Here is a 22,289-nt window from a genome sequence, read left to right as displayed (position 1 = left end):
GAGTCTATGCTCAAATGGCCCATTTCATCGACCGAAGGCTAAACCCCAAAGATAAGAATCTTGGGAACCGCAGGCGATTTCTGCGCCGGGTTCGCTCTGCCGTCAAAGAGGCGGTTGAAGAAAGTGTCCGGCGCCGGAAAATCGCGGATGTCGGCCAGCAGGAAAACATCTCGGTACCGTCAGAAGGGATCGGTGAACCGCATTTTCAGCATGACAACAAAGGCGGTTCCAAACAAAGGGTTCTGACCGGAAACAAGAAGTTTGAGGCGGGTGACCGTCTCAAGAAACCTCGGTCCGGTAAGGGCGGGCAGGGGGGACGTGAGGGGGCGCCCGATGGGGAGGGCGAGGACGAGTTCATGTTCGTTCTGTCGCGGGACGAGTTTCTTTCCCTGTTCTTCGAGGATCTCGAACTGCCTGACATGGTCAAACGCAGTCTCAAAGAGGTCACCGTCTCGAAGCCGCATCGCATGGGCTATACTGCCGCCGGGACGCCCGCCAACCTCAGTGTTTCCCGAACGATGCGCAATGCTTTTGGCCGACGTCTTGCGATGCGACGACCGACCAACGCCGAGATCCAGGCTCTTACAGAACAGGTTGAAGAACTGGAGGCGCTGGAAAAGCCAGATGCAGCGCGAAAGGCGGAAAGGCAACTGCTGCGTGAGCAGCTCGACAAGATGCTACGGCGACGCCGGATCGTTCCCTATATTGACCCGCTTGATGTGCGTTACAAGTATTTCGAGATGCGCCCCGAACCGGCGGCAAACGCGGTGATGTTCTGCCTGATGGATGTTTCGGCCTCGATGGGGGAGCGTGAAAAGAACCTTGCCAAGCAGTTCTTCGTCCTGCTGCATCTTTTCCTTAAGCAACGCTACGATAAGATCGAACTTGTATTCATCCGCCACACCCAGGTCGCAGCGGAAGTTGATGAAGAAACCTTTTTTCACTCGCGCCAAACTGGCGGTACGGTCGTGAGCAGCGCGCTCACCGAAATGAAAAAGATAATCGAAGCCCGCTATCCGCCTTCGCTATGGAACATTTATGCCGCGCAAGCATCAGATGGTGAGAATTTCAGCGGAGATTCACAACTATGCGCCGACCTGTTGACCAGCGATCTGATGAAGCGCTGCCAGTACTTTGCCTATACGGAAATTGTCGACGAGACCGAAGCAAATCTGATGAACAGCGAAGATAACGGCATGGAACTATGGCGTTCGTACCGACAAGTTGCAGAGGCTTGGCCAAACTTCGCCATGAAACGGATCGCGCGAGCGAGTGACATCTACCCGGTTCTGCACGAGCTGTTTGCGCGCAAGACGAACGGAGTTTCCAATGGTTGATCGGGCCGAAACTGGAGCGCCGCTGTTTGACGGCGCGGATTGGGATTTTGAGACCATCCAGCGCAGCTATGATGCAATCGAGCGTGTGGCGATTGATGACCTCGGACTTGACGTCTATCCGAACCAAATCGAAATCATCTCGTATCAGCAAATGCTGGATGCCTACTCGTCGACAGGGATGCCGCTCATGTATCGGCATTGGTCCTTTGGGAAGCGTTTTGTTCACGAAGAAAAGGCTTATAGCAAAGGCGCAAATGGCCTTGCCTATGAAATCGTGATCAATTCCGATCCATGTATCTCCTACTGCCTTGAAGACAACACGATGGCGCTTCAGGTCCTTGTGATTGCCCACGCGGCCTTCGGGCACAATCACTTCTTCAAGAACAATCACCTGTTTCGCCAGTGGAGCGATGCGCAAGGTATACTCGACTACCTCGACTATGCGCGCGGATTTATCGCCCAATGCGAAGAACAGCACGGGGAACGCGAGGTTGAGCATTTACTCGACGCGGCTCATGCGCTTATGCCGTCCAGCGTTTTCCGGCACAGGCGCCCAACCCACTTATCGCTCGCAGAGGAGAGAATCCGGCAGAGAGAGCGGCAAATCGAAGAAGAGCGGGCGGTCCATTACCTGTGGGACGCCTTCGATCATCCCACACAGTCTTCGAAAAGCGATGAAGAAGCGGAAAAGCGCAAGCGCGAAATGGGGCTGCCGGAAGAAAACCTGCTCTATTTCGTCGAACGTCACAGTCCGGTTCTGGAGCCTTGGCAACGTGAAATTCTACGCATCGTTCGCAACATAGCACAGTATTTCTACCCGCAACGTCAGACCAAGGTTATGAATGAAGGATGCGCCTGCTTCGTCCACTATTACATTACCAACGAGTTGCACCGCGCTGGTTTGCTGACGGATGGCGCGATGCTCGAAATATTGCACAGCCATACCAATGTTCTGTCCCAGCCCGACTTTGACGCCCCGAACGCGATCGGGATCAACCCTTATGCGTTGGGTTTCGCGATGATGCAGGATATCAAGCGCATCTGCACCGACCCGACCGATGAGGATCGGGAATGGTTTCCGGACATAGCGGGCAGCCGTGCGTGGCGCGAAATATTAAAGGATGCCTGGGCCCACTATCGCGACGAGAGTTTCGTTCAGCAGTTCCTCAGCCCCAATGTCATGCGCCGGTTCCGGATGTTTTCGCTAACTGATGACGAGGGGAAGCCCTTCTACACAGTCGACGCGATTCACGACGAACGCGGTTATCACCAAGTGCGCGACACCCTGGCGCGCGGCTTCGACGTTTCGGAATACGATCCCGATATTCAGATTGTTGATGTGGACTTAATGGGGGATCGACACCTCAGACTGCATCACTCTGTGCGTGATGGTGTGCCGCTGGACAAAAAGGCCAGCGAAATGACTTTGGGTTATCTGCGGCAAATTTGGGGTTTCGACGCTGCGTTCGAAAGCTAGTAGCGATTGTGTTGCAAGCTCTGAGCTTGGATTGACATGAGTGCTCTGGTTGTGCCCCTAACTTTTGGTTTTGATTGTCCCACTGTTCCCCGACACGGTCAGGGTTACTGGATGTATCTGTATCGGGCGGATGATCGCGACCGGAAAACCCTTGATTTCATGCTATCCGAACGGCGCGACGCCGCAGCGATTGGTCTGGAGCCTGGGCCTACTCAGCATCTGAATGGCTGAGGCACAGTCGCAGCGATAAAAGGCGACGACTTGTAATTGGTAGCAAAAGGTGAGGGCCTGTCATTTAGACAGATGTAGTAGAAGGAAAACTTGTTTTAGGTATCTTCATTGACACTTTTCTCAGGTTTGCGTTCATAGCGAATGGCTGCGACTGCATCATTTTAACTTGGTGCCCAAGGTCGACACTGGGCCGTGATACAACGTGTTCGGCTCAGCTGTTGAACCAAATCGGAGCGTCGCCTTCTGACCAAGTTGCGTATTTTCTCATCACAAGCGAAAATACTTCACTATCCAGGAATTGATCCAGCCATGCTGTTATATTCGGCCACTCCTGCACGTCAAACCACGTCCGATCTATAAACGCAAACTGGCGCACAAATGGTAGAAGCGCCAGGTCGGCTAGGCTGGGGCGATCTCCGAAAAGCCAAGCCTGCCCAACTAACCGCTCGTCGAGGCTGAGCAAGTAGCTTGCCGCTTTCCTGCGTTCCTCTTTGGCATCTAAATCCGGATACCGCGTGGCGTATTTCGTGTGATCTAAAGCGGCCTTGAAGGGACCATCATTTACCCTAATCAGATCCCAACCTTCTTGAGGCATGTCCAAAAGCCGCTGTGGATCATTTTGTTGGAGCGCCCAAACCATGATTTCCAGACTTTCATCTATAACTTTGTCTGGAAGTCGAAGCGTGGGCACTGTTCCGGATTGGGATGTTTGTAAGAAGGCCCCTGGTTTGTCCCGTAGAACAATTTCGCGCAGCTCGACTGTAACTCGTGAACTCGCCAATGCGAGGCGAGCCCTTATCGCGTACGGGCAACGACGGAACGTCCATAAGATAGGGTGGTGAGCCATATGAGGATTTATCTCCAAACTACCAGCTTGGTCAAACCTCCCATTGTTTCCCAACCGGTACTCCTGCTTAACCGCAATCAAATTGTGATTTGGATATCATGTGACACAAACTGCGGTGATCCATTGATTTTCTCGCTTGGCAACAAGTCAACGCATCCAGCCGCTGACGGCGTCATGCCCAGGGTGTGTTGAGATTCGCGTGGCTCACATTGATCAATTGACAGGGCAGGGGGCAAACGCGTCACAGCGCGCGCACCCTGACCCTTGTCTTTGCGATAGCAGACCGCCTTGCGGTCTGCGGTGATTGTTTTTCCAGGCGTCAGAGGGCCAAAATCTCTCGCATCCGATCCTGGGGAAAGCGCGAAGTGAAAGCCGCACCGATTGTCCGACTCAAATTTCTAACTCCAATACGGCTCAAGCAGAAATCGCGAAAATCCCGGTTCCTCCCACGCAGCCCGCGCGTTTCCCTCCCAAATATTCTTAATTTCAGCCTGACCCCTAGCCCTCAGATCAGAGACGGTTCTTTTTCATCGGCCCTACTCCTTTCCGGGAAAGGCGAACGCGGATTGCCCAGACGTGCTTAGGCGTCAAGGGGCGTTTTTGACCAGTGACGCGGCCCTTGTTCCACGCTGGTCGGCAGGCTCGAATGGCAGGTAAATTCGCAATTGTTATGGCGTTACTCCTATCCGCCTCAACGCCAATCCAACGTTGGCGCTGGAATGTACCAATGAAAGGCGCGTCAGATGCTAAGGTCTGTAGTGAGCCCTTAGCGCTGGATTTCGCGGCGTGGTATTTGGATTAAATCACCAAAGTTGGGGAAACCTCATGACGCTGTCCAATCTTATTAAGGGATTTTATCACGATATATCGAACATCGCGGACAATGGCTGCGCCTGGGAAATCCTACACCCAAAAGTTCGATTGTCGTCGGAGCCTCGGCACTAAGCGCTCGGGGTCGGATGAATTCATTCGATACATGGAGGAAGTTCGAGCGGCTCTCTCAGATTTTAATGCAATATCATAAAAAAAATTGTCGATGCAGGAGAAAACGCAGCTGCACGAATGTCCTTCGTCGGCACGCACCAAGGCAAATTTTTCGGGGTTAACGGAACAGAGCAGCGGATCGAGTGGTCCGGGGCAGCGTTCTTTACTTTAGGGACCATAAAAATCGGGAGCCTTTGGGCTCTGGGTGACATAGATTCAATCAAGAGACAATTGAATGCCCACCCGAAAGAAGCGTTTCTCGATCCATAGATATGACGGCAGTTTTGTTGCGCCAACTGGAAACCAAAGCGTTGGAACATCGTGCATCGAATGTTTTGTTCGATAAGCACACCGTGACGCAGGAGCGGCAGGGCCAAGGTTCGTTATGGGCCACTCGATACCCATGAAAGTGGATACTTTCCGGTCATTCGCTGCGCCAGAACTTATAGTCAGCTCCCATCTTTTATCGGCGGAGGAGCATGGTTGCTTTCAGACCGGAGCACATATGCGCAAGGCATCGAGAATTGCGGCGTGCATATTTCTGCTTGTAACAGCGTCGCCAATGCGCGCCAGATAGAATTGACCGCTACGATTGGTGTCAACGAATGGAAACGTTCCGTCAATGAGTGCCTTGTGTTCCACCTGCCCAAGGTTGCGCGAGATTGGTTTGAGTTCGTGATAGAGTTCCGCCATCGGGGAAAGTCCATGTTCAACGACCACGTAATCGACAAGACGTTCAGTGACATCCCGCGTAAACACATGCCGCAGGCTGGCGCGAACTCGGTCGCCCTTGCGCGTCAGAGAGGTAAGCTCTTGCAGACAGGTGAAGGCAACCCCGTTAGCGGCCAGATCGCGCAATGCAACGGCAGAGGTCGTTGGGCCGAGGTCATGCAGTAGGGACCGGTCTGGGGTAACAAGATTTACGCTACAACCGGAACCAGCCAACGCGTCAGCCGTAACGGCCGCAGGGTGATCGCCGACTTCGTCAAATAACAGCACCTCACCTGAGACACGTGCCTCACCGGACAAAACTTCCCAACTGGAGATCGCCAGTTCTCCGCCGGGGATGGCTAATGTTTCAGGCCAGCCACCTGTCGCAATGATCACCAAATCGGGAGTTTCGGACAGCACGTCATCGGCTTCGGCAAAAGTATTCAGGCGGATATCGACCCCAATCACGGTCACTTCAGAAATCAACCAGTCAGCAACGCCCCAGACCTGCCTGCGCGTCAAACCCTTGGCGGCCAGAACCAACTGCCCGCCCAGTCGATCCGACGCCTCGAACAGCACCACGTCGTGGCCACGTAAGGCACAAATCCGCGCGGCCTCCAGCCCTCCGGGCCCGCCACCAACGATAACCACTTTTTTAGGGGTGTCGCTGGGGGTGATGAAGTGCGGCAAGGTCTGCTCACGCCCCGTCGCAGCATTGTGTCCGCACACGGCAGGTTTGCCCTGATTGACCCGGTCCACACAGTAGCCCAAGCCGACACAGGGGCGGATGCGCTCTTCTTCCCCGCGTGCGAGTTTTTCCACCAGATAGGGGTCGGCCATCTGTGCGCGGGTCATGCCCACCAGATCGACATGGCCGCCAGAGACAGCGTGGCGGGCCGTGGCAATATCAGCAATCCCTCCGGCGTGCAGAATCGGTAGATCGACGGCATCACGGATGCGTCCGGCCACTGTGATATGCGGGGCCGCTGGCAAACCCATGGGGCGCACCCACTCGGCCAAGCCAAGATCATCGTAGGGTGCGCCGGCAAGGATGTTGAGCAGATCGACATGGCCGGAGCCTTCCAACATCCGTGCGGCAGCAACGCAATCTTCTGCGCTCAGCCCTCCCTCGGTTAGTTCATCACCAGTGATGCGCATCGACAGGATGAACTCGGAGCCGACTTCAGCACGTACTGCGTCAAGCACCTGCAGGGTTAGTTGCATGCGGTTCTCCAACGGCCCGCCATAGTCATCGTCGCGCTTGTTGGTAAGTGGGGACAGGAATTGCCCCAGAAGGTGTGAGTGGGACAGAAGCTCAATTCCGTCGAACCCGCCTTGCTGACAGCGTCGCGCAGCAGCCGTGAAATCGCCAATAATGCGGTCGACATCCTCTTGTTCCATCACTTTGGGAAAGGCGCGGTGAGCGCGTTCGCGGATACTGGATGGAGCCAAAACCGGCAGCCAATGCCCATCATCCCATGCTGTGCGGCGCCCCATATGGGTGATCTGACACATGATCGCGGCACCATGTTCGTGAACGCCATCCGTAAGCTTACGGAACCAAGGTATTATGCTGTCATCGCCGGCATAGAGCTGGCCAAACACCGATGGGCTATCAGGGGCGATATTGGTCGACCCGCCGACCATGGTCAGGGCGACTCCGCCCTTTGCCTTTTCCTCATGATACAACCTGTAACGGTCCCGGGGATGGCCAGCTTCGACAAAATTCGGTGCATGGGATGTGCTTACGATACGGTTGCGCAAAGCCAGGTGTTTCAATTGAAACGGATCAAGTAGGTTTGCCACATTCGTATCCCTTCGGCCAAATCTTCAGTTTGAAAACTGTCCAGGGTCGGGTCCGCTGGTCAAATTCCATGCCTGATGAGCTTCGTTCTCGAGGGAATGTTATTCGGGATACAACGTGTGAGAATTCGCAGCTTCCGACATGGTTGTATGAAAAGACGACTCCGCGACGAGACTCATATGTGGAAAACTCGTTGAGCAGAGACGGAGGCCCGACAGTTGCCGCTCGATCCATCAAGGTCGGTTAGCCGGATCGACCCAAAGGAGTTCGCGAATGAAAGATGGTATCGAACGGAACAATTACGCCCCCAGAGTCGGACGGTGCAATCGGTCTACATCGACCTTGCCGGTGACTAGATCACGGCGCGTGCGTAACTCCAACAAGGCCACGGCCTGCGTGCCGATCAATAGGCTGGATACATTTGAGCAACTTCCGAGAACATGCCACAAATCGTTTACGAACAGCAGGCGGTACATTTAATTGGGTCGCCCACAGTTACTGGAAATCAGTACATCGCAAAATTTGCTGCGGCGCGACGAATGTCGGCTACGCACCAATACGGTGACTTCAGCTGAATCAATTTTACCACTGCTCACAACGCTTCGCGTCTCGCCCTTTGTAGGGCTCCAAAACATTCGCCTGGTCCAGTTCGAATTGATATTCGTTGTCTTCGTCAGCGCCGTCAAACGCATGCCGTTCAATGCGGAGGGGCGCGATGGAAATGCGCCGGTGGTGCTCTCTGGGCTGCGTCCGACACCAAACAGCAGGTGTTGCGGCTTCAGCAGCCTCTATCTGATATGTTGGACGGGGGCAGACCCGCTTGTCCGGCACTATGGTGAAAGTTACGGTCAAGGGATGTAATGCAAATGGGAAAGCTCGGATGTCTGTTCAAACCGGTTACCTGCTAATCGCTGATATTACCGGTTATACCGGATATCTGACCCGGTCAGAGTTGGAGCACGCCAACCCAATCATCCGTTCTTTGCTTGAGGCGGTTGTAATTGAACTAAAGGACCCAATGAAATTGCGAGGTCTCGAAGGCGACGCCGTTCTTGCCTACTCGAGCCGGCCCTTCCCCTCTGGCGAGACTTTCCTCAATATATGTGAAAGCCTTTATCGGGCGTTCGCCGAACGCCGTCGGAACATCGTGCAGAACAAAACTTGCCCCTGCAATGCTTGCCGCAACGTAGCCGATCTTGATCTGAAGATCCTCGCGCATCACGGAAAATATGAAGAACTGTCGATCGGACCGATGAAGGATATTTCCGGTGCTGACGTCATACTCGTGCATCGTATGGCGAAGACAGATGTGAAGGAGGATACTGGTATCCTCAGCTACGCCCTGTTCTCGGAAGACGCGTTCCGGGCAATGGGCATCGAGTCTGACCTCATGCAATACAGCGCTCAGTTCGAGCACTTTGGTGACGTGCCCGTGCGGGTCTATGACCTTGCAGCCGCCTGGCAAAGGTACCGCGAGATTGCCGGGCCAGTCCGCGTTTCCGATGAGGATGCTGTGTTCACAACCCGCCACACACTGAAAGCACCGCCGGTAGTAGCCTGGGAAATGCTTACGGACCCCCGGCTCAAGATGCGCTGGATGATGTTGAGGGACGCTTATCGGGAAGGGGACGCGTCGCGAACATCCGCCGGCGTCCGTCTGCACTGCGTGCATGAAGCAGCTCACTTTCAGATGCTGATCGTCGACTGGCATCCATTCGAATACGTGACCGACATCCTCCACAATTCTTCCATTGAGGGCCTTACAAACCTGGAGACCGATGAGTTGGTCCCGGTAGAAGAAGGAACCGAGATCGTATTTCGGATGGGGCAGCTGATGGGCGCCGACGGCAAACATCATCCAGCAGAGGAATCTGCAGTAATCGATCTATTTGAGAATTTTTACCCGGTGGCTTTCAGTATTCTGGACGAAATGGCGTTGGAGTTCCAACAAGAGAAACAATAGTAATGAGAATGATGCTTGGGCGACTATTAATCGGAACCACCATTGTGAGGCAGCCGGTCGCTGTGAAAATCCCTCGCTCAGGGTTTTCAACCGCCCGGCGATCAAGAACGTGTTGCTGTCACAAATTTCGAAAATTGGCTACAGAATAGGCGAGGTTTTATCATTACCAACGTTAGCCAAAGCGGTCGCTGACGCGATGTTGTTGAACGGTGGCATCTTTGCGCTCTTGGGACCTCCATCCGTCTTCCATTTTCGCTCGCGCAGCGAATGTCTTGTGTGGATGTCTCCTGCATAGCAAGATATTTTTTGAGCTTGATGTGAGCGATTGTCAGATGCGGTCTTGTGTCCGGCCTGTTTGCGCGGCGCACACGGCCGCTGGCCCTGATGGTATCCGCTACCTAAGTCCCAAACTCCTTTAGCGGACGACATAGTGTCCCAGACATTCGGCGGGGTGCCTCAGCTAACGGGCTGACATTGCTCCATCATCTCAATGGTCTTGCGTCTCTGATGTTCCTTTTAGCTTTTATGCTGTATGAGGCCGATACCTTTCGTTGCGGGTCATATCCGCCCAGATGATACGGGCAGTCTTGTTGGCCATCGCGACGGTGGCCACGCGCGGGGACTTTCGTTCTCGCAACGACATCGCCCATGGATCAACGCGGTCTGGATTGATCTTCATCTGGTTCAATCGGGCGGTCATTCCAGTCACCAGAAGACGCCTGAGGTATTGATCTCCCATCTTGGAGATACGCCCCAGACGTTCTTTGCCGCCGCTTGATCGGTTGATCGGCGTCAGCCCCAGCCAGGAGGCAAACTCTCGTCCATTGCGGAACTGATGCCCGTCGCCTGCGGTCGCAATAATAGCCGAAGCTGTAACCGGACCGACCCCGGGTATGGTCCTCAGCAACATAACCTTTGGGTCTCTGCGACCTTGAAGCAGAATGCGTTTATCGTACCAAAGAATGCGCAAGTGCAGAGCAACCATCTGGTTGCACAGGTTTGTCAAAACATCGATTGCGACTTCAGGAATGCTCGGGCGATCTCCGTCCAGCACCGCCTTTGCAAATTTCACGGCACTGCCGATCCCTTGAGCAATCACGATACCAAACTCCCCCAGCAGGCCGCGCAACATGTTGCTGAGCTGGGTCCTTTGCCGCACGACCAGATCCCGCGCACGGTGGAGGAATAGCACGCCCTGCTGCTCCTCAGACTTGATCGCGACAAAGCGCATCGTTGGGCGATTCACAGCCTCACAGATTGCCTCGGCATCAATGGCGTCAGATTTTCCGCGTTTAACGTAGGCTTTCACATACATTGCAGGCATCAGCCGGACTTCATGGCCTAGCTTCTGGAACTGCCGCGCCCAATGGTGGCTGGTTCCGCAGGCCTCCATACCAATGAGACATGGCTCAAGGTTCCCGAAGAACTGCAAAAGCTGTGCATGCCTGAGCGACTTGTTGAACGCAACCGTTCCATCCGCTGTGATCCCGTGCACCTGAAAGATGTTCTTGGCCAGATCTAGGCCAACTGTTGTAACCTGCATTGGGTGGCTCCTTTCCTAGCAGTCGATAACAACTGCATTATGGCGCATTGCGACGCCGGTGGAGCAGGAGCCATCCACCCCATCTCCTTTGACGGCCCGCACCGCAGCGACGGTGATTAATGTCGAACGACCGCTATGGACCGTCAAAGATGAGCCAACCCGCCGCGCCACTACAGATGCTGCGCTGCCTCTGAGGTCGGTTGTGAGCCCAAAGTATTTGAGACAGCGCGTCGTACGAACGTCTGATTATCAAGATTGGGTTACAGTACCCGGTTTTTCCGCTAGGATTCAAATTGAGGCGTGAACCCTTTTGGATGCACAGCAGTCTTACTCTCGCCATCTACCAGCACACTCGGTGTTTATTAGACCTCTTGTTTAATTCGACTATTCTGAGACCTCGTGCGCCGCAAAGGCATCTGCATAGTCGGGATGCCATCGTGAAAGAGCCGGACGATTGTTGATAATATCACCCGCGGCCCATTCAACCCGTTTGCGGTCGAGCTCTTCGGGCACATCATTGTCCGGGCAAAGTATATAGAAATCCCCGTCCGACATGCGCTTCAGCAAATAGTCAATTGCCTCTTCGCTGGTCCAAGCGGCGGCCGGTTTTTCCGGCATGAACTTCTCAATCATTCTGGTGTAGGTAAATCCCGGCACAAACAGATGAGCGGTGATAGGCACTTCAGCCTGTCGCAAATCGTGTGCCAACATTTCTGTCATGACCTTTACGGCGGCTTTGCTGGTATTATAAGCAGGGTTTCCGGGCGGTGTGGTAATGCCCTGTTTTGACCCGGTGTTGATCACTACAGCCGGGCGCGCCGCTTCGATCATGCGCGGCAGAAAAGCATGCACGCCATTCATGACGCCGAAAAGATTGACCTCTATTAGTTTGCGCCAGTTTTCCGTGTTTTCCCAACTACCGGTTGGCGCGGCGATACCGGCATTATTCATCAGGACAGCCACCTCACCCAGCGCAAAAGCCTGATCCACCAAGGTGTTCACAGCAGAGGTGTCGGTGACATCAGTTGGAACTGCCTGAACAGTTGCGGACGACCCAGCTTGATCGCGCAATTCCGCCTCGGCGCTGGCCAAGGCCTCGCCCCCCAAATCGACGAGCACAACCCCTAGACCGTCCTGAATAAATCGTTGGGCCGCGGCTTTGCCGACGCCGCTGGCCGCCCCGGTTACAACGGCAAAGCCGCCTTTTTCGATTGCTTCGCGGTACATGGATCATCCTCTTTTCCTATGAATGACTGAACGGCCCTTCAAGGCGCCATCTTTTGCTTGAGACCGCCGATGAACGTCTCGTCATTCTGTTGTTTGCGCGCATCAAGCAGTTCTTCAGCATCAGGCCCTGCGCGAAAACGCAGGCGGTTTCGGGTCTCGTTTGCCGCATCCCAAATGACCTGCGCGACAGTTTCTGGTGCTGAAGGGTTCGCGGCCAGTTTGCCGAACAGGCGCCCCATGGCTTCGCCCATTGGTGCATAGTCCGGTAGGTTCTCATCCATTGCGAAATCGAAAGAGCTGCCGCCAAAGTTAGTCCGTATCATTCCAGGTTGGACGATACGGACCCGAATGCCAAGGGGTTCCAACTCGTAGTGCAGTGCTTCAGAAAGCCCCTCTACTGCGAACTTGGTGCCATGATAGAGCGCGCCGAGTGGAAATGTGATCTGTCCGCCGATGGAGGAGATGTTGATGACTGTGCCAGACCGGTTCCGACGGAAATGAGGCAGAACCGCTTTGGTCACTTCCATCAACCCGAGCACGTTGGTGTCGAACTGACGCCGGATGCGGTCCATTGTGAAAGCCTCTAACGCACCATATGCGCCATAGCCCGCATTGTTCAGCAAAACATCAATCTGTCCAAACCGTTCGATGCCATCTCGCACGGCCGTTGCAATTGAGTCCGCATCCGTCACATCCAGTTGGGCCAGATGCACGCTATCCAAAGCCCCAAGATCCGTGCTGCCTGCAGGGTTGCGCATCGTGGCGACGACATTCCAACCCTTCGCTTGGAAATGTCGGGCGGTTGCCGCGCCAATTCCGGATGAGGCCCCGGTGATCAGAATGGTTTTCATGTTTTTGCTCCGCAAGTTACGAAACACATAATAGTATTTAGGCACGGATGGGTCTTTAAGTATTATCCAGTTTTCTTGCACAATGCTCCAGAAGTGGAGATCTTCTGTAAAGGTTTTCCCACCTCCGTGCTATCGATAAGAGCAACCACTGGAGGCGTATATGGGATCTCAGACACTATTGGACTATGTTCTGGCACTGCTTGACCGCGCGGGCGTCGCGCAGGGCGTACTGACACAGAAGGAAAGCGAGACGGTTTTTCTCATTCACCCGTCGACCACCCTAAACGACGCCAATGTCTACCGCCCGCTGTTGTGCGCGGTCCTACAAGGCGCCAAAGAGGTAGGAACCAGTAACAGAACACTCACTGTTCGGGCCGGGCAGTCGCTGATCGTCAGTAACGCGCTGCCGGTTGTCTCAAGGATCACAAAGGCCACACCCGAACGTCCCTACGTCGCGCTCGTGTTCCCCCTCGATCTGGAACTCTTGCGCGTCCTAGCCTCGTCAGGGTCGCGGTCGTCCACCCATCAAGTGTCGGATCCATTTTCGATCTGCCTCGCTGAAACCGATCACGAAATGAAAAGCGCCCTATTGCGATATTTTCGCCAGTGCGAAACCGAAGAGACACGTCACATGCTCGCTCCGATCACGGTGCGGGAAATCCATGCCCGCCTGCTGATTGGGCGACATGGTGGCACGCTCCGAAAACTGGCGTGGCACGAAAACACGGCAAGCCGGATTTTCGCAGCTACACACGAAATCCGGTCAGATTTAGCTAAATCCCTAGTCGTTGGAGAACTTGCAGGGCGCGTGGGTATGAGCACTTCGGCATTCTTCGAACAATTCAAGGCTGTTACGGGAACCTCGCCGCTGCAATACCAGAAAGACTTGCGTTTGCTCCAAGCCCGGAATGAGCTTCAAACCACCGGCTCAAAAGTCTCAGAGATTGCCTACGGGGTTGGATATGAAAGCTCGGCTCAATTCTCAAGAGAGTATGTCCGCAAATTCGGACGTTCCCCAAGACAGGACCGCGTTCCCGAATCTGTCCAATAAGGCTGCAGGTATAAAACCAAACGTCGCAGCCCCGACACGAACCAAGGCTTTCGAACCGATCAATTTTTGAAAGCGGCCATTGGCGCAATCGAGGAATTGGTACATTGTCCGCAAAGTGTGAATCGGCCGGGCCAAAGGTACTCTGACTCGACCATGAGTTCGTCTTCCATCCATTTCTCAATAGAGGCGCGGGTGCCCTCGGATATTTCGAAGCGCACAGGTTTCTGCGTCTTGCTTTGAAGTACTGAAGCTGGTTCCTAGATCTGACCCGATGACATGACATCTGTCACCTTCATTTTTACCAGATCGCAGCCGCGGAGCTTACTGTCGATTGCCATGTTGAAGAGCGCAAGATCGCGATGGTTTTCGGCAAGCTCGAGGCGCACTCGGATCGCCCAGACATGTTTTGTTTTCAAGGGGTGCTTCTGACCCACGACACGGCCTTTGATCCAGGCTGGGCGAAGTGCGCGAATGGCCGGTAAGTTTGGTGTTTCCTTGACTGATCCTCCAATCCGTCATGCCCACCCAGGAGGATAACCCGACGTTGACGCAACCCTCGCTGCCTGCCAAGACCTCCCTAACTATGTGTGCGAGCTTTTTCGGGGTCGTAAATTGGGCTGGACACAATTGTTGCGTTTGTCGCGAAATCATTTCCTGAAACCTTTAGCGTGGTTCCGATTGCAAGCTGTGGCTGAACATGCGCAAGGGCGAGCGATTTGCCCAATCGGTGCGAGAAGCAGGGGCTGTTGATGACGCCCACCTCCGCGCCATTCAATGACAGTGTTTCTCCGCCTTCGACCATGTCAGAATGATCGATATCCAGGCAGAAGTTATTGACCTTCTCGGAACCTTTTGCGGCCATGACGGCCGATTTGCCGCGAAAATCGCCCTTGGATTTGTTGACAGTAAAGCCAAGGCCGACCTCCCAGGGCGTGTTGACTTCGGTCATGTCATATCCGTAGAACAGCAGCCCCGCCTCGATCCGCACCTTGTCGAGTGCTGTAAAGGAGCAGGGCATGACGCCTGCCTCCGCCAGTTTGTCCCAAATGTCGGTGATCACGGAGCCATCGGCAAAAATCTCGTAGCCGCGTTCGCCGGAATATCCGGTTCTCGAGATACGGCAGGGGTGACCGAAAAGCACCGCAGGCGCATGTTCGAAATAGGCCAGATCGGCCAGGTCAAAATCCGCGTTCGCGTTGAGAATTTCCAACGAGGCTGGCCCTTGTACTGACAGATCATGCAGATCATCGGTAAATTCGATCTGCACGTTCCGCCCTTCCGCCGAATTCTCCAGAAGCGCCATCGTGTTGCCCGAGCCATGCACGATCATCCATTCGTCGCCGCTGTTATTGGACACTATGGCATCGTCGGCGATCCCGCCCTCATCTGTCAGCACGCACAGGTAAGCCGCCTTTCCCGGTGTGACCTTGGAAAGATCGCGTGTGGTTAGGTGATCAAGAACCGCTTGGGCGTCAGGGCCGCGCACGAACACCTTTTTCAGAGGCGACATGTCAAACATTCCCGCGCGCTCGCGAACCGCATCGTGTTCATCGTTGGGATCGGTGTGGTAGGTCCAGGCGGTGCCCATACCATTCCAATCCTCAAGCCCCGATCCAAGCGCGGTGTGGCGGGATGCAAGCGCGGATGTGCGGCTAAGTTCTTCGGTCATGGGGGTTCCTCTCTAGTACCATTCGTCCGGCATTCGCGCTTTGCGCTCTGACACGAAGTCTTCAAGCGCGGCCTGGATGTCGGGTTTCATTTCGGGGCGTTGATAGTCGTTCAACAACTGACGCCACCGGGTGGCGGCGCGTTGATCTGCTGTAAGAGCACCATTTTCAGACCAGGTTTCGAAGGGTCCGGCGTCAGAAATCTGTGGCTCAAAATTCGCCGTCGCGCAGTGCCGCAGCGTGTGATTGGTCGACAGGAAATTTTCGCCCGGGCCTGCTTCGAAATAGGCATCACGACCAAAGGCCTCGTCATCCGTTTCGAAGCCCTGCAACAGTTTCAGCATCGCGCCACAGTGGTCGAGATCCATGATGAATTTCTCGTAGGACATCACAAGCCCACCTTCGAGCCAGCCCGCTGCGTGCCAAACGTGATGAGCCCCGGACAAAAGCGTGGACCACATTGCACCGGTGCTGTCCTGCATCGCGTGGCCGTCGGGCGCATTGGAGGCGGTGATCTGTCCGCCGCCGGACCGCACAGGCACGCCAAGCCTTCGTCCCAATTGAGTAAGCGCCATCGTGGTCATGTTCGCCTCGGGCGATCCAAAGGTCAGCGCACCTGTGCGCAAGTTCATGCTGGAGTGGAATGAGCCAAACACCACCGGACAACCGGGGCGCACCAGTTGCGCAAGCGCAATGCCAACCATCGCTTCTGCCAGAGTTTGCGCCGCCACCGCGGCCGGCGAAAGCGGGCCCATAGCGCCCGCGAAAATGGCAGGGGAGACACAAACACATTGGCCTGCCTCCGCATAGATCCGCAGAGCCGACGACATGGTATCATCATAAACCAGCGGCGAATTGACGTTGATATTGGCCTGCATCACCGCGTGGCGCTTCATGAAGTCGCCCCCAAAGACCAAGCGTGCCATCTCGATACTATCCCGCGCACGCTCGGGTGTTGTGACAGATCCCATAAAGGGTTTGGTCGACAGCGTCAGATGCGCCAGCATCATGTCCAGATGTCGTTTGTTCACCGGTACATCTGTCGGCTCGACCACCGTGCCGCCGGAATGGTGCAAGGCAGGCGCAGTGTAGGCCAGCTTGACGAAATTGCGGAAGTCCTCCAGCGTCGCATAGCGGCGGCCATTCGCCAGATCGCTGACAAAGGGAGAGCCGTATCCAGGCATCAGCACAACATTGTCGCCGCCAAGTGTCACTGTTTTGGCCGGGTCTCGGCCATGCAACTGAAATTCACTAGGGGCGGTAGCGCAAAGCGCGCGGACGTGACCCGGTTCAAACCGTACACGTTCGCCGTCGATGCGTGCACCGGTTTGGGCGAAGTGATCCAGCGCTGTACGATCCCCCCGGAACTCGACACCAAAATTGTTCAATATCCAATCGGCTTGATCTTCGATCCGGATCAGTGCCGTTTCGCTCAGAAGATTATATGCAGGTATCTTGCGCCCCGTGAACGGCGTGCTTTCAGAGGGCTCATTGTCACGGGCCAAGCGGCGTCGGCGCACGCGTCTGCGACGCCCCGCCGGTGTTGATGTGTCTGCTACAGCGTTCAAAGGGTCCAACGTCATCTTTTCGTTTCACGCAACTAGATGCAAATTTTGGGCTTAAAAAATTAACTTGAAAATCGAAAATTTCTTTTCTCGGCGTTCAGAAAATTTGTACGCTGTACTCATGACTGCCCGCTTTCATCACCACGACTTGCTGAGGCTATTTGCCGAGATCGCCCGCTATTCCAGCTTTTCGACGGCGGCGTCGGCGCTCAATATGACAAAGGGTGCAATCAGTTATCAGATCAAAACGCTTGAGACCGATCTGGGGATGGTTTTGTTTCAGCGCACAACGCGGGGTGTCGCACTCACCGGTGAAGGACTGAAACTGCTCGCAATCTGCCAGGCCCGATACGAAGAAATCGAAACCGAAATTCAGGCGTTGAAGGGGATCTCAACGCGCTCTTTGACTGTTGGGGTCTCGACCTATTTCGCTGCGCGCTGGCTATCGCCACGCCTGATGTCATTCATGCAAAGCCACCCGGACGTGCAGCTTCGTATTCAACCGATGATCGAGTTTTCTCAAGCTGAGATGCAGGAAGTGGATCTGGCAATCAGGTGGGGCAACGGGAATTGGAGAGACGGCACTGTTACATCGTTCATGCGCTTACCACCCTATCCTGTGGGCAATCGGGCGGCAGCCGATTTGGTGACTGAGTTAGGAATAGAAGAGGCAATATCACAGCTTACGCTGCTGAGAGATCGCGACGACAGCAGTGCCTGGTCTGATTGGCTGAATGTCGCAATGCTTCCCCTACAATCAAGGAGAGATGTGCTGATCGTTCCTGACCCGAATGTCCGGGTGCAAGCGGTCATCGACGGACAGGGAATCGCTTTGATGGATGACTTGGTTGGGGACGATTTGAATGCGGAAAGGCTGTTTAAGTTATCGGAAACCGTTCTGCCTGAATACGGGTATTTCTTAGTTCAACCGCACAGAACCGCTCCAATTGGCGCAGTGCAGGCATTCTCGGACTGGGTTCAGAGCCAAGCCTGATGGTGTTTCCCCTTGAGCGTCGTCAAGGATATTATTATACGGCATATAAATAATATGAAGGAGGTCCAGACGATGCCCACGGGACATATTATGATGGCAATGAGTCTAGACGGCTTTGTTGCAAGGCCGGATCACAGGCTGGATTGGTTGGATAAGCAACCCACTAAGGATGAAGATCACGGGTTCACAGCCTTTCAGGACAGTGTCGACGTGATCGTAATGGGGTCGGGATCATACCGGACGGTTAGGGGGTTTGGCGAGTGGCCATACACGAAGCCGGTGGTGGTTCTCAGTCGTTCGATGTCAGCCGACGACATCCCTAATGACCTGCGCGAAAAGGTTGAGGTTTCAGACAAAACACCGACCGAATTGATGAAGAGCTTTGACGCGCGTGGTTTCAGTCGAGTTTATGTGGATGGCGGAGCAATCATTCGCTCTTTCCTCAAAGCCGGGCTAATTGCGGACATGCGGATCACCTTGATTCCCATCCTAATCGGGGAAGGCATTCGGATATTCGGCGAGACACAAGGTGACGTTGATCTGGAACTGGTGTCGGTTAGCAGCTTTCCCTCCGGTCTGGTGGATCTCGATTACAGATTGAAAATCGGATGACGAAAGCTTCCCCACCGGGGCGGCCGCCAAAGGCTGAGCAGCGCCTTTCGAAACAGCTGATCCTGAAAACTGCATTGCCGATTGTCCAAAGCAAAGGCGTTGACGCGCTATCGTTTCGCATGCTCGCCAATCAACTTGGGGTCACCCCGATGGCGGTGACCTATCACGCTGGCACCAAGAGACACCTTTTGTCCGATCTGGTGGAAAATGCTTTCGCCGGCGTTCTGGATGGCGTGGACGGAGATACTCCAGTCGAACGCGCCCAAAGCATCATGATGACCTACTATGGGTACGCCTTGAAGAACGCCAACCTTCTGCGCGCGATCCTTGAGGATGTGACGCTGATGAGCGCGGATCTCATAAACGTGTCCGGGGAATTAAAGGCCAGCACGGACCAGCTTGAAAACAGCGATGGCGGCGACGTCCTTGTTCACGTGCTAATAGACTATGCACATGGGTTTGTACTCTCTGCCTCCAGCGGAGAAAACAATCCCCTGACAATAGATGACTTTCTGCGCGGGATTAACTGGATTCTTGATCAAGCAGCTGGTGACCGCGAGGTCCGGTTGCGGAGAAAACAAGCGTATCAGGGTGGTCCGGCAGAACGACCTTAACGACCCAAACATCCACACTGGGCTGTGTCTTCGCGATTGCAGCGAATGACCGGTAAGCGAACTGCGAGCGCAGAATTGTTAAGGCAGTGTGAAGGTCCGGAATGGGCCATCTTTAGGGATGGCCTTGTACCTTATTTCCATGACGCCTGAGCACAGTTCTGAGGTACTCGGTCGAATGCCAGGTTTGATATGCACAGAATACCCCGGCGCAGCCTTTAAGTGTCAACTGATGCTTGGCCGATTGCTGGATGGATCCACGATATGTCCGTCCAGTTTCTGGATCGCGTAGCGCGCCTTTCCATACCGTGCCGTCAAAGACCAATTCGGTCAGGATCATATCACCAACCTGCGCATGGGGCGTATCGTCCTTGTTCCAAACCCAAACAAGACGTCCACACTTTATTGCTTTATTCGATGTGCAATCTTCAAACGCGACGATCACGCCGAGTCCGGGGGACGCGTAGTGGCCTTTTAGGTCAAAGGCATGTCCTTGGGTGGCCAACATACCCACGATAACCGCAATCACCAAAAGAGCTGTTTTGACCATTCGGATGCGCAATCGCGGCGCGACGCGGGCGAATTCGGTCAAGTATCTTGGATGCTCGGTCTTCATGAACCGATCCCACCACGAAAAATAGAGCCCGTGGTTATAGCCCGCATGTGCATGGTGCATATCGTGATGAGTAACGCTCGTGAGCCAGCCAAAGACCGGCCTGCCTTTTGCATTGGCAGGAAAGATTTCGATCCCACAGTGCCCGATTGCATTGCGCAGCATCATATGGGTCACAAAGATGAAAAGCGCGACAGGGTGTGTTGGCAGAATGATAAGAACGAAAGGCAAGTAGACGGCGTTCACCACGGCCTCGCCAACGTCAAAGCTGTAGGAGGTGAAGGGAGTCGGTTGGTGTGACTTGTGATGCAAGCGGTGAAACCGGCGAAACAGGGGCGGGTAGTGCAGGGCACGGTGCGTCCAATAGAACCACGCATCATGAAGGATAATCAGCACCGCGACACTGAACGCGAAATAGGTCCAGCCATATGCGGCTATGTCTTGGTAGATTGTGATGACACCTACCCTCGCACCAAGCGCGATGGATGTCCCTGCGGCAGTAAAGATAAGCACAGTGCGCAGGCTCGTTAGAATCTCGCGCAGGATTTGACCTTGTGGCACTGCAGAGGGTCTAATTTTCTGCGCACCAAGACGCCGTGCCAGCATGATATTGATCAATAGATACGTGCCGCCGGCGCCAAGAATATACCGTAAGAGGTCTCCGCCGAAGACATCCGTGTAGATGGATAAGAGTGTGGCTAACTGAGTCATTGTCTGCTCCGAATGCGAATTGACATGTGGCGGACAGTGGCTGGCGACGCAAATCAGAGCGCGCTGAGTTTAAAAACCGATCCGTTTCTTGCAAAATCGGCGAGGATTTTTCAGTTTCAGCATGGCTATACCGTTGACCGGCGGGGTAAATCCGACTTCGATTGCGCCTGTTATGTCAGACCCAATGATTTTGGATATCTTCCTGCGCGGCAGTGCCATCGGCACACTCGCGTTATGCGCCGCTGTCTTCATGAGAAACGGGGGATTCCAGCGCAAAAGCATGGCAGTAGTCTTGCTGTGCCTCAGTTTTGGCCCCTACTTGATTGTGTCCTCACCAAGCATTGATCTAACCGACAGCCCGGTTCGGATTGTGCTTGTGATGATCGCAGGTGTGATCCCTGTCTTGCTCTATTGGGCCGTGATTGAGCTGTTCCAGGATGACGTTTTTGTTCGACCTTGGCAGATCTTGACCGCTGCGTTGATAGTCGGTTTGGCATGGCTTTCTCAACTACAGCTGCAACTTGGTGCAGTTCGCGGTATCTGCGTACTGATCTTCTTTTTCCATGGCCTGTGGATCGTAGTTTCAGGTCAGGCAGGGGATCTGATCGAGGCCCGTCGCCGGTTTCGGCGTTGGTTTCTGATCTGGATCCTCAGTTTGGGAATTCTCATTACCGGATTTGAAATCACCCATCTGGATAAAGCGCTTCCTGTCTGGGTATTTGCACTACAGGCAAGTGCGTTTTTCCTGTCTGCAAGCGCGTTCCTGCTGTGGTCGGTTCGCGTGGTTCCAGACATCTGGATACCGAGCACTCCAAAGCGGGATGACCAAGCCAACCCGGCGCAGTCCGCGCTCATAACGCGTATTGAAGCCGCGATGTCTGAGGGGCTGTGGCGCAGCGAAAGGCTGACCGTTGCCCAAGTGGCCGCACATCTTGGGACACAGGAACACCGCATTAGGTCCGCAATCAATCAAGGCTTGGGGCACCGGAATTTTGCGAGCTTCGTGAACGCGTTCCGCATTCAAGAGGCGCAATCCATGTTATCATCGCCCGAGCTGGCAGAGCGCTCGGTCTTGAGCATCGCTTACGATGTGGGGTTTTCCTCACTGGGGCCATTCAACCGCGCCTTTCGCGCTCAAACCGGGATGACACCTTCGGAATTTCGAAGGGCGCATTTACATGAAACGACAAAGTCACGTTTGTAAGCTATCCGCAAAACCACCTTCCAAGCCTGCTTTGCAAAAAAAATCAAAATTACGGCTGCCGTACCGCAGCAACGATCAATGAGGCGGACGTCTGCCAAGGGTTGTTGCCAATACCCGTAGTACAGCCTGCTGTCGTTCGGGGCTTGGGAGTGCGCAGTAATTGGAGCCAATTTGTTGCGCTTGATCGCGTTGGTCGGCCTTCAGTTCACCCGAAGAAGCCGAACCCCGACGCATCTGTGTCGCAAATTCTAATAGGATGTGCGCTCTGACCGACGGTCCCACACTG

General features: G+C 54.5%; 17 protein-coding genes and 3 pseudogenes. 10 read left to right on the top strand and 10 right to left on the bottom strand.

All coding sequences use genetic code 11. The features are described from left to right. The first annotated feature begins 14 nt into the window (after window positions 1-14). From AC2FJC_RS20460 to AC2FJC_RS20450, 3 genes and pseudogenes are all read left to right on the top strand, one after another. Window positions 15-1,337 carry a YeaH/YhbH family protein gene (locus tag AC2FJC_RS20460; RefSeq protein ID WP_496741185.1) on the top strand — a complete coding sequence of 441 codons (1,323 nt, stop codon included), beginning with the start codon at window positions 15-17 and terminating at the stop codon, window positions 1,335-1,337. Beyond that, window positions 1,330-2,814, top strand: coding sequence for a SpoVR family protein (locus tag AC2FJC_RS20455; protein WP_496741183.1), 1,485 nt, complete (start codon window positions 1,330-1,332; stop codon window positions 2,812-2,814). The genes AC2FJC_RS20460 and AC2FJC_RS20455 overlap by 8 nt, the downstream gene beginning before the upstream one ends. 99 nt (window positions 2,815-2,913) lie before the next feature. Continuing rightward, window positions 2,914-3,003 (top strand): annotated as a pseudogene (locus tag AC2FJC_RS20450) (IS6 family transposase); the annotation flags it as partial. Between the two features lie 253 nt (window positions 3,004-3,256). Here AC2FJC_RS20450 and AC2FJC_RS20445 read toward each other — a convergent pair. Both AC2FJC_RS20445 and AC2FJC_RS20440 read right to left on the bottom strand, forming a co-directional pair. After that, a complete protein-coding gene (locus AC2FJC_RS20445; RefSeq protein WP_496741200.1) occupies window positions 3,257-3,892 on the bottom strand; it encodes a glutathione S-transferase in 636 nt (211 codons plus the stop codon). 552 nt (window positions 3,893-4,444) lie between these two features. Further along, window positions 4,445-4,564, bottom strand: a pseudogene (locus tag AC2FJC_RS20440) (site-specific integrase); the annotation flags it as partial. Window positions 4,565-4,909: 345 nt separating this feature from the next. On the opposite strand from AC2FJC_RS20440, the gene AC2FJC_RS20435 reads away from it, so the two are divergent. After that, window positions 4,910-5,146, top strand: a complete 237-nt coding sequence (locus AC2FJC_RS20435) for an ester cyclase (RefSeq protein WP_496741198.1) — start codon at window positions 4,910-4,912, stop codon at window positions 5,144-5,146. 219 nt (window positions 5,147-5,365) lie between these two features. Here AC2FJC_RS20435 and AC2FJC_RS20430 read toward each other — a convergent pair whose 3' ends face one another. Beyond that, window positions 5,366-7,393, bottom strand: a complete 2,028-nt coding sequence (locus AC2FJC_RS20430; protein ID WP_496741181.1) for an oxidoreductase — start codon at window positions 7,391-7,393, stop codon at window positions 5,366-5,368. Window positions 7,394-8,271: 878 nt separating this feature from the next. Here AC2FJC_RS20430 and AC2FJC_RS20425 point away from each other — a divergent pair. Further along, window positions 8,272-9,354: a DUF2652 domain-containing protein gene (locus AC2FJC_RS20425; protein ID WP_496741179.1), complete on the top strand. Its 1,083-nt coding sequence runs from the start codon at window positions 8,272-8,274 to the stop codon at window positions 9,352-9,354. 523 nt (window positions 9,355-9,877) lie between these two features. Here the strand turns inward: AC2FJC_RS20425 and AC2FJC_RS20420 are convergent. The 3 genes from AC2FJC_RS20420 to AC2FJC_RS20410 all read right to left on the bottom strand — a co-directional run bounded on the left by AC2FJC_RS20420 (window position 9,878) and on the right by AC2FJC_RS20410 (window position 12,975). After that, complete coding sequence (locus AC2FJC_RS20420) at window positions 9,878-10,897, bottom strand: IS110 family RNA-guided transposase (RefSeq protein WP_496741177.1); 1,020 nt, start codon at window positions 10,895-10,897, stop codon at window positions 9,878-9,880. Window positions 10,898-11,281: 384 nt separating this feature from the next. Further along, window positions 11,282-12,124: an SDR family NAD(P)-dependent oxidoreductase gene (locus AC2FJC_RS20415; RefSeq protein WP_496741175.1), complete on the bottom strand. Its 843-nt coding sequence runs from the start codon at window positions 12,122-12,124 to the stop codon at window positions 11,282-11,284. Between the two features lie 38 nt (window positions 12,125-12,162). Further along, the gene (locus tag AC2FJC_RS20410; protein WP_496741173.1) at window positions 12,163-12,975 is read right to left on the bottom strand and encodes an SDR family oxidoreductase; all 813 of its coding nucleotides are present in this window, start codon (window positions 12,973-12,975) and stop codon (window positions 12,163-12,165) included. 160 nt (window positions 12,976-13,135) lie between these two features. On the opposite strand from AC2FJC_RS20410, the gene AC2FJC_RS20405 reads away from it, so the two are divergent. Beyond that, on the top strand, window positions 13,136-14,026 hold the full coding sequence (locus AC2FJC_RS20405) for an AraC family transcriptional regulator (protein WP_496741171.1): 891 nt from the start codon (window positions 13,136-13,138) through the stop codon (window positions 14,024-14,026). Between the two features lie 119 nt (window positions 14,027-14,145). On the opposite strand, the pseudogene AC2FJC_RS20400 reads toward AC2FJC_RS20405, so the two are convergent. The 3 genes and pseudogenes from AC2FJC_RS20400 to AC2FJC_RS20390 form a co-directional block, all read right to left on the bottom strand. Then, window positions 14,146-14,499: pseudogene (locus AC2FJC_RS20400) on the bottom strand (site-specific integrase); the annotation flags it as partial. A 104-nt stretch (window positions 14,500-14,603) separates the two neighbouring features. After that, a complete protein-coding gene (locus tag AC2FJC_RS20395) occupies window positions 14,604-15,695 on the bottom strand; it encodes an aminomethyl transferase family protein (RefSeq protein WP_496741169.1) in 1,092 nt (363 codons plus the stop codon). 12 nt (window positions 15,696-15,707) lie between these two features. Continuing rightward, window positions 15,708-17,276: a trimethylamine methyltransferase family protein gene (locus AC2FJC_RS20390; RefSeq protein ID WP_496741167.1), complete on the bottom strand. Its 1,569-nt coding sequence runs from the start codon at window positions 17,274-17,276 to the stop codon at window positions 15,708-15,710. Window positions 17,277-17,379: 103 nt separating this feature from the next. Between AC2FJC_RS20390 and AC2FJC_RS20385 the strand changes: the two genes are divergently transcribed. The 3 genes from AC2FJC_RS20385 (at window position 17,380) to AC2FJC_RS20375 (ending at window position 19,478) form a co-directional block, all read left to right on the top strand. After that, a complete protein-coding gene (locus AC2FJC_RS20385; RefSeq protein WP_496741165.1) occupies window positions 17,380-18,252 on the top strand; it encodes a LysR substrate-binding domain-containing protein in 873 nt (290 codons plus the stop codon). A gap of 93 nt (window positions 18,253-18,345) precedes the next feature. Further along, on the top strand, window positions 18,346-18,864 hold the full coding sequence (locus AC2FJC_RS20380) for a dihydrofolate reductase family protein (protein ID WP_496741163.1): 519 nt from the start codon (window positions 18,346-18,348) through the stop codon (window positions 18,862-18,864). Beyond that, complete coding sequence (locus AC2FJC_RS20375) at window positions 18,861-19,478, top strand: TetR/AcrR family transcriptional regulator (protein ID WP_496741161.1); 618 nt, start codon at window positions 18,861-18,863, stop codon at window positions 19,476-19,478. The genes AC2FJC_RS20380 and AC2FJC_RS20375 overlap by 4 nt, the downstream gene beginning before the upstream one ends. Window positions 19,479-19,590: 112 nt before the next feature. On the opposite strand, the gene AC2FJC_RS20370 is transcribed toward AC2FJC_RS20375, so the two are convergent. Beyond that, entirely contained in the window at window positions 19,591-20,799 is a 1,209-nt protein-coding gene (locus AC2FJC_RS20370) for a sterol desaturase family protein (protein ID WP_496741159.1), read from the bottom strand. 121 nt (window positions 20,800-20,920) lie between these two features. Between AC2FJC_RS20370 and AC2FJC_RS20365 the strand changes: the two genes are divergently transcribed. Beyond that, entirely contained in the window at window positions 20,921-22,003 is a 1,083-nt protein-coding gene (locus AC2FJC_RS20365; protein WP_496741158.1) for a helix-turn-helix domain-containing protein, read from the top strand. Window positions 22,004-22,289 lie beyond the last annotated feature (286 nt).

The organism is Ruegeria sp. CDSB117, assembly GCF_059611005.1.
The sequence above is the reverse complement of the archived record's forward strand: the minus strand, read 5'-3'. Positions and strand labels throughout refer to the sequence as shown.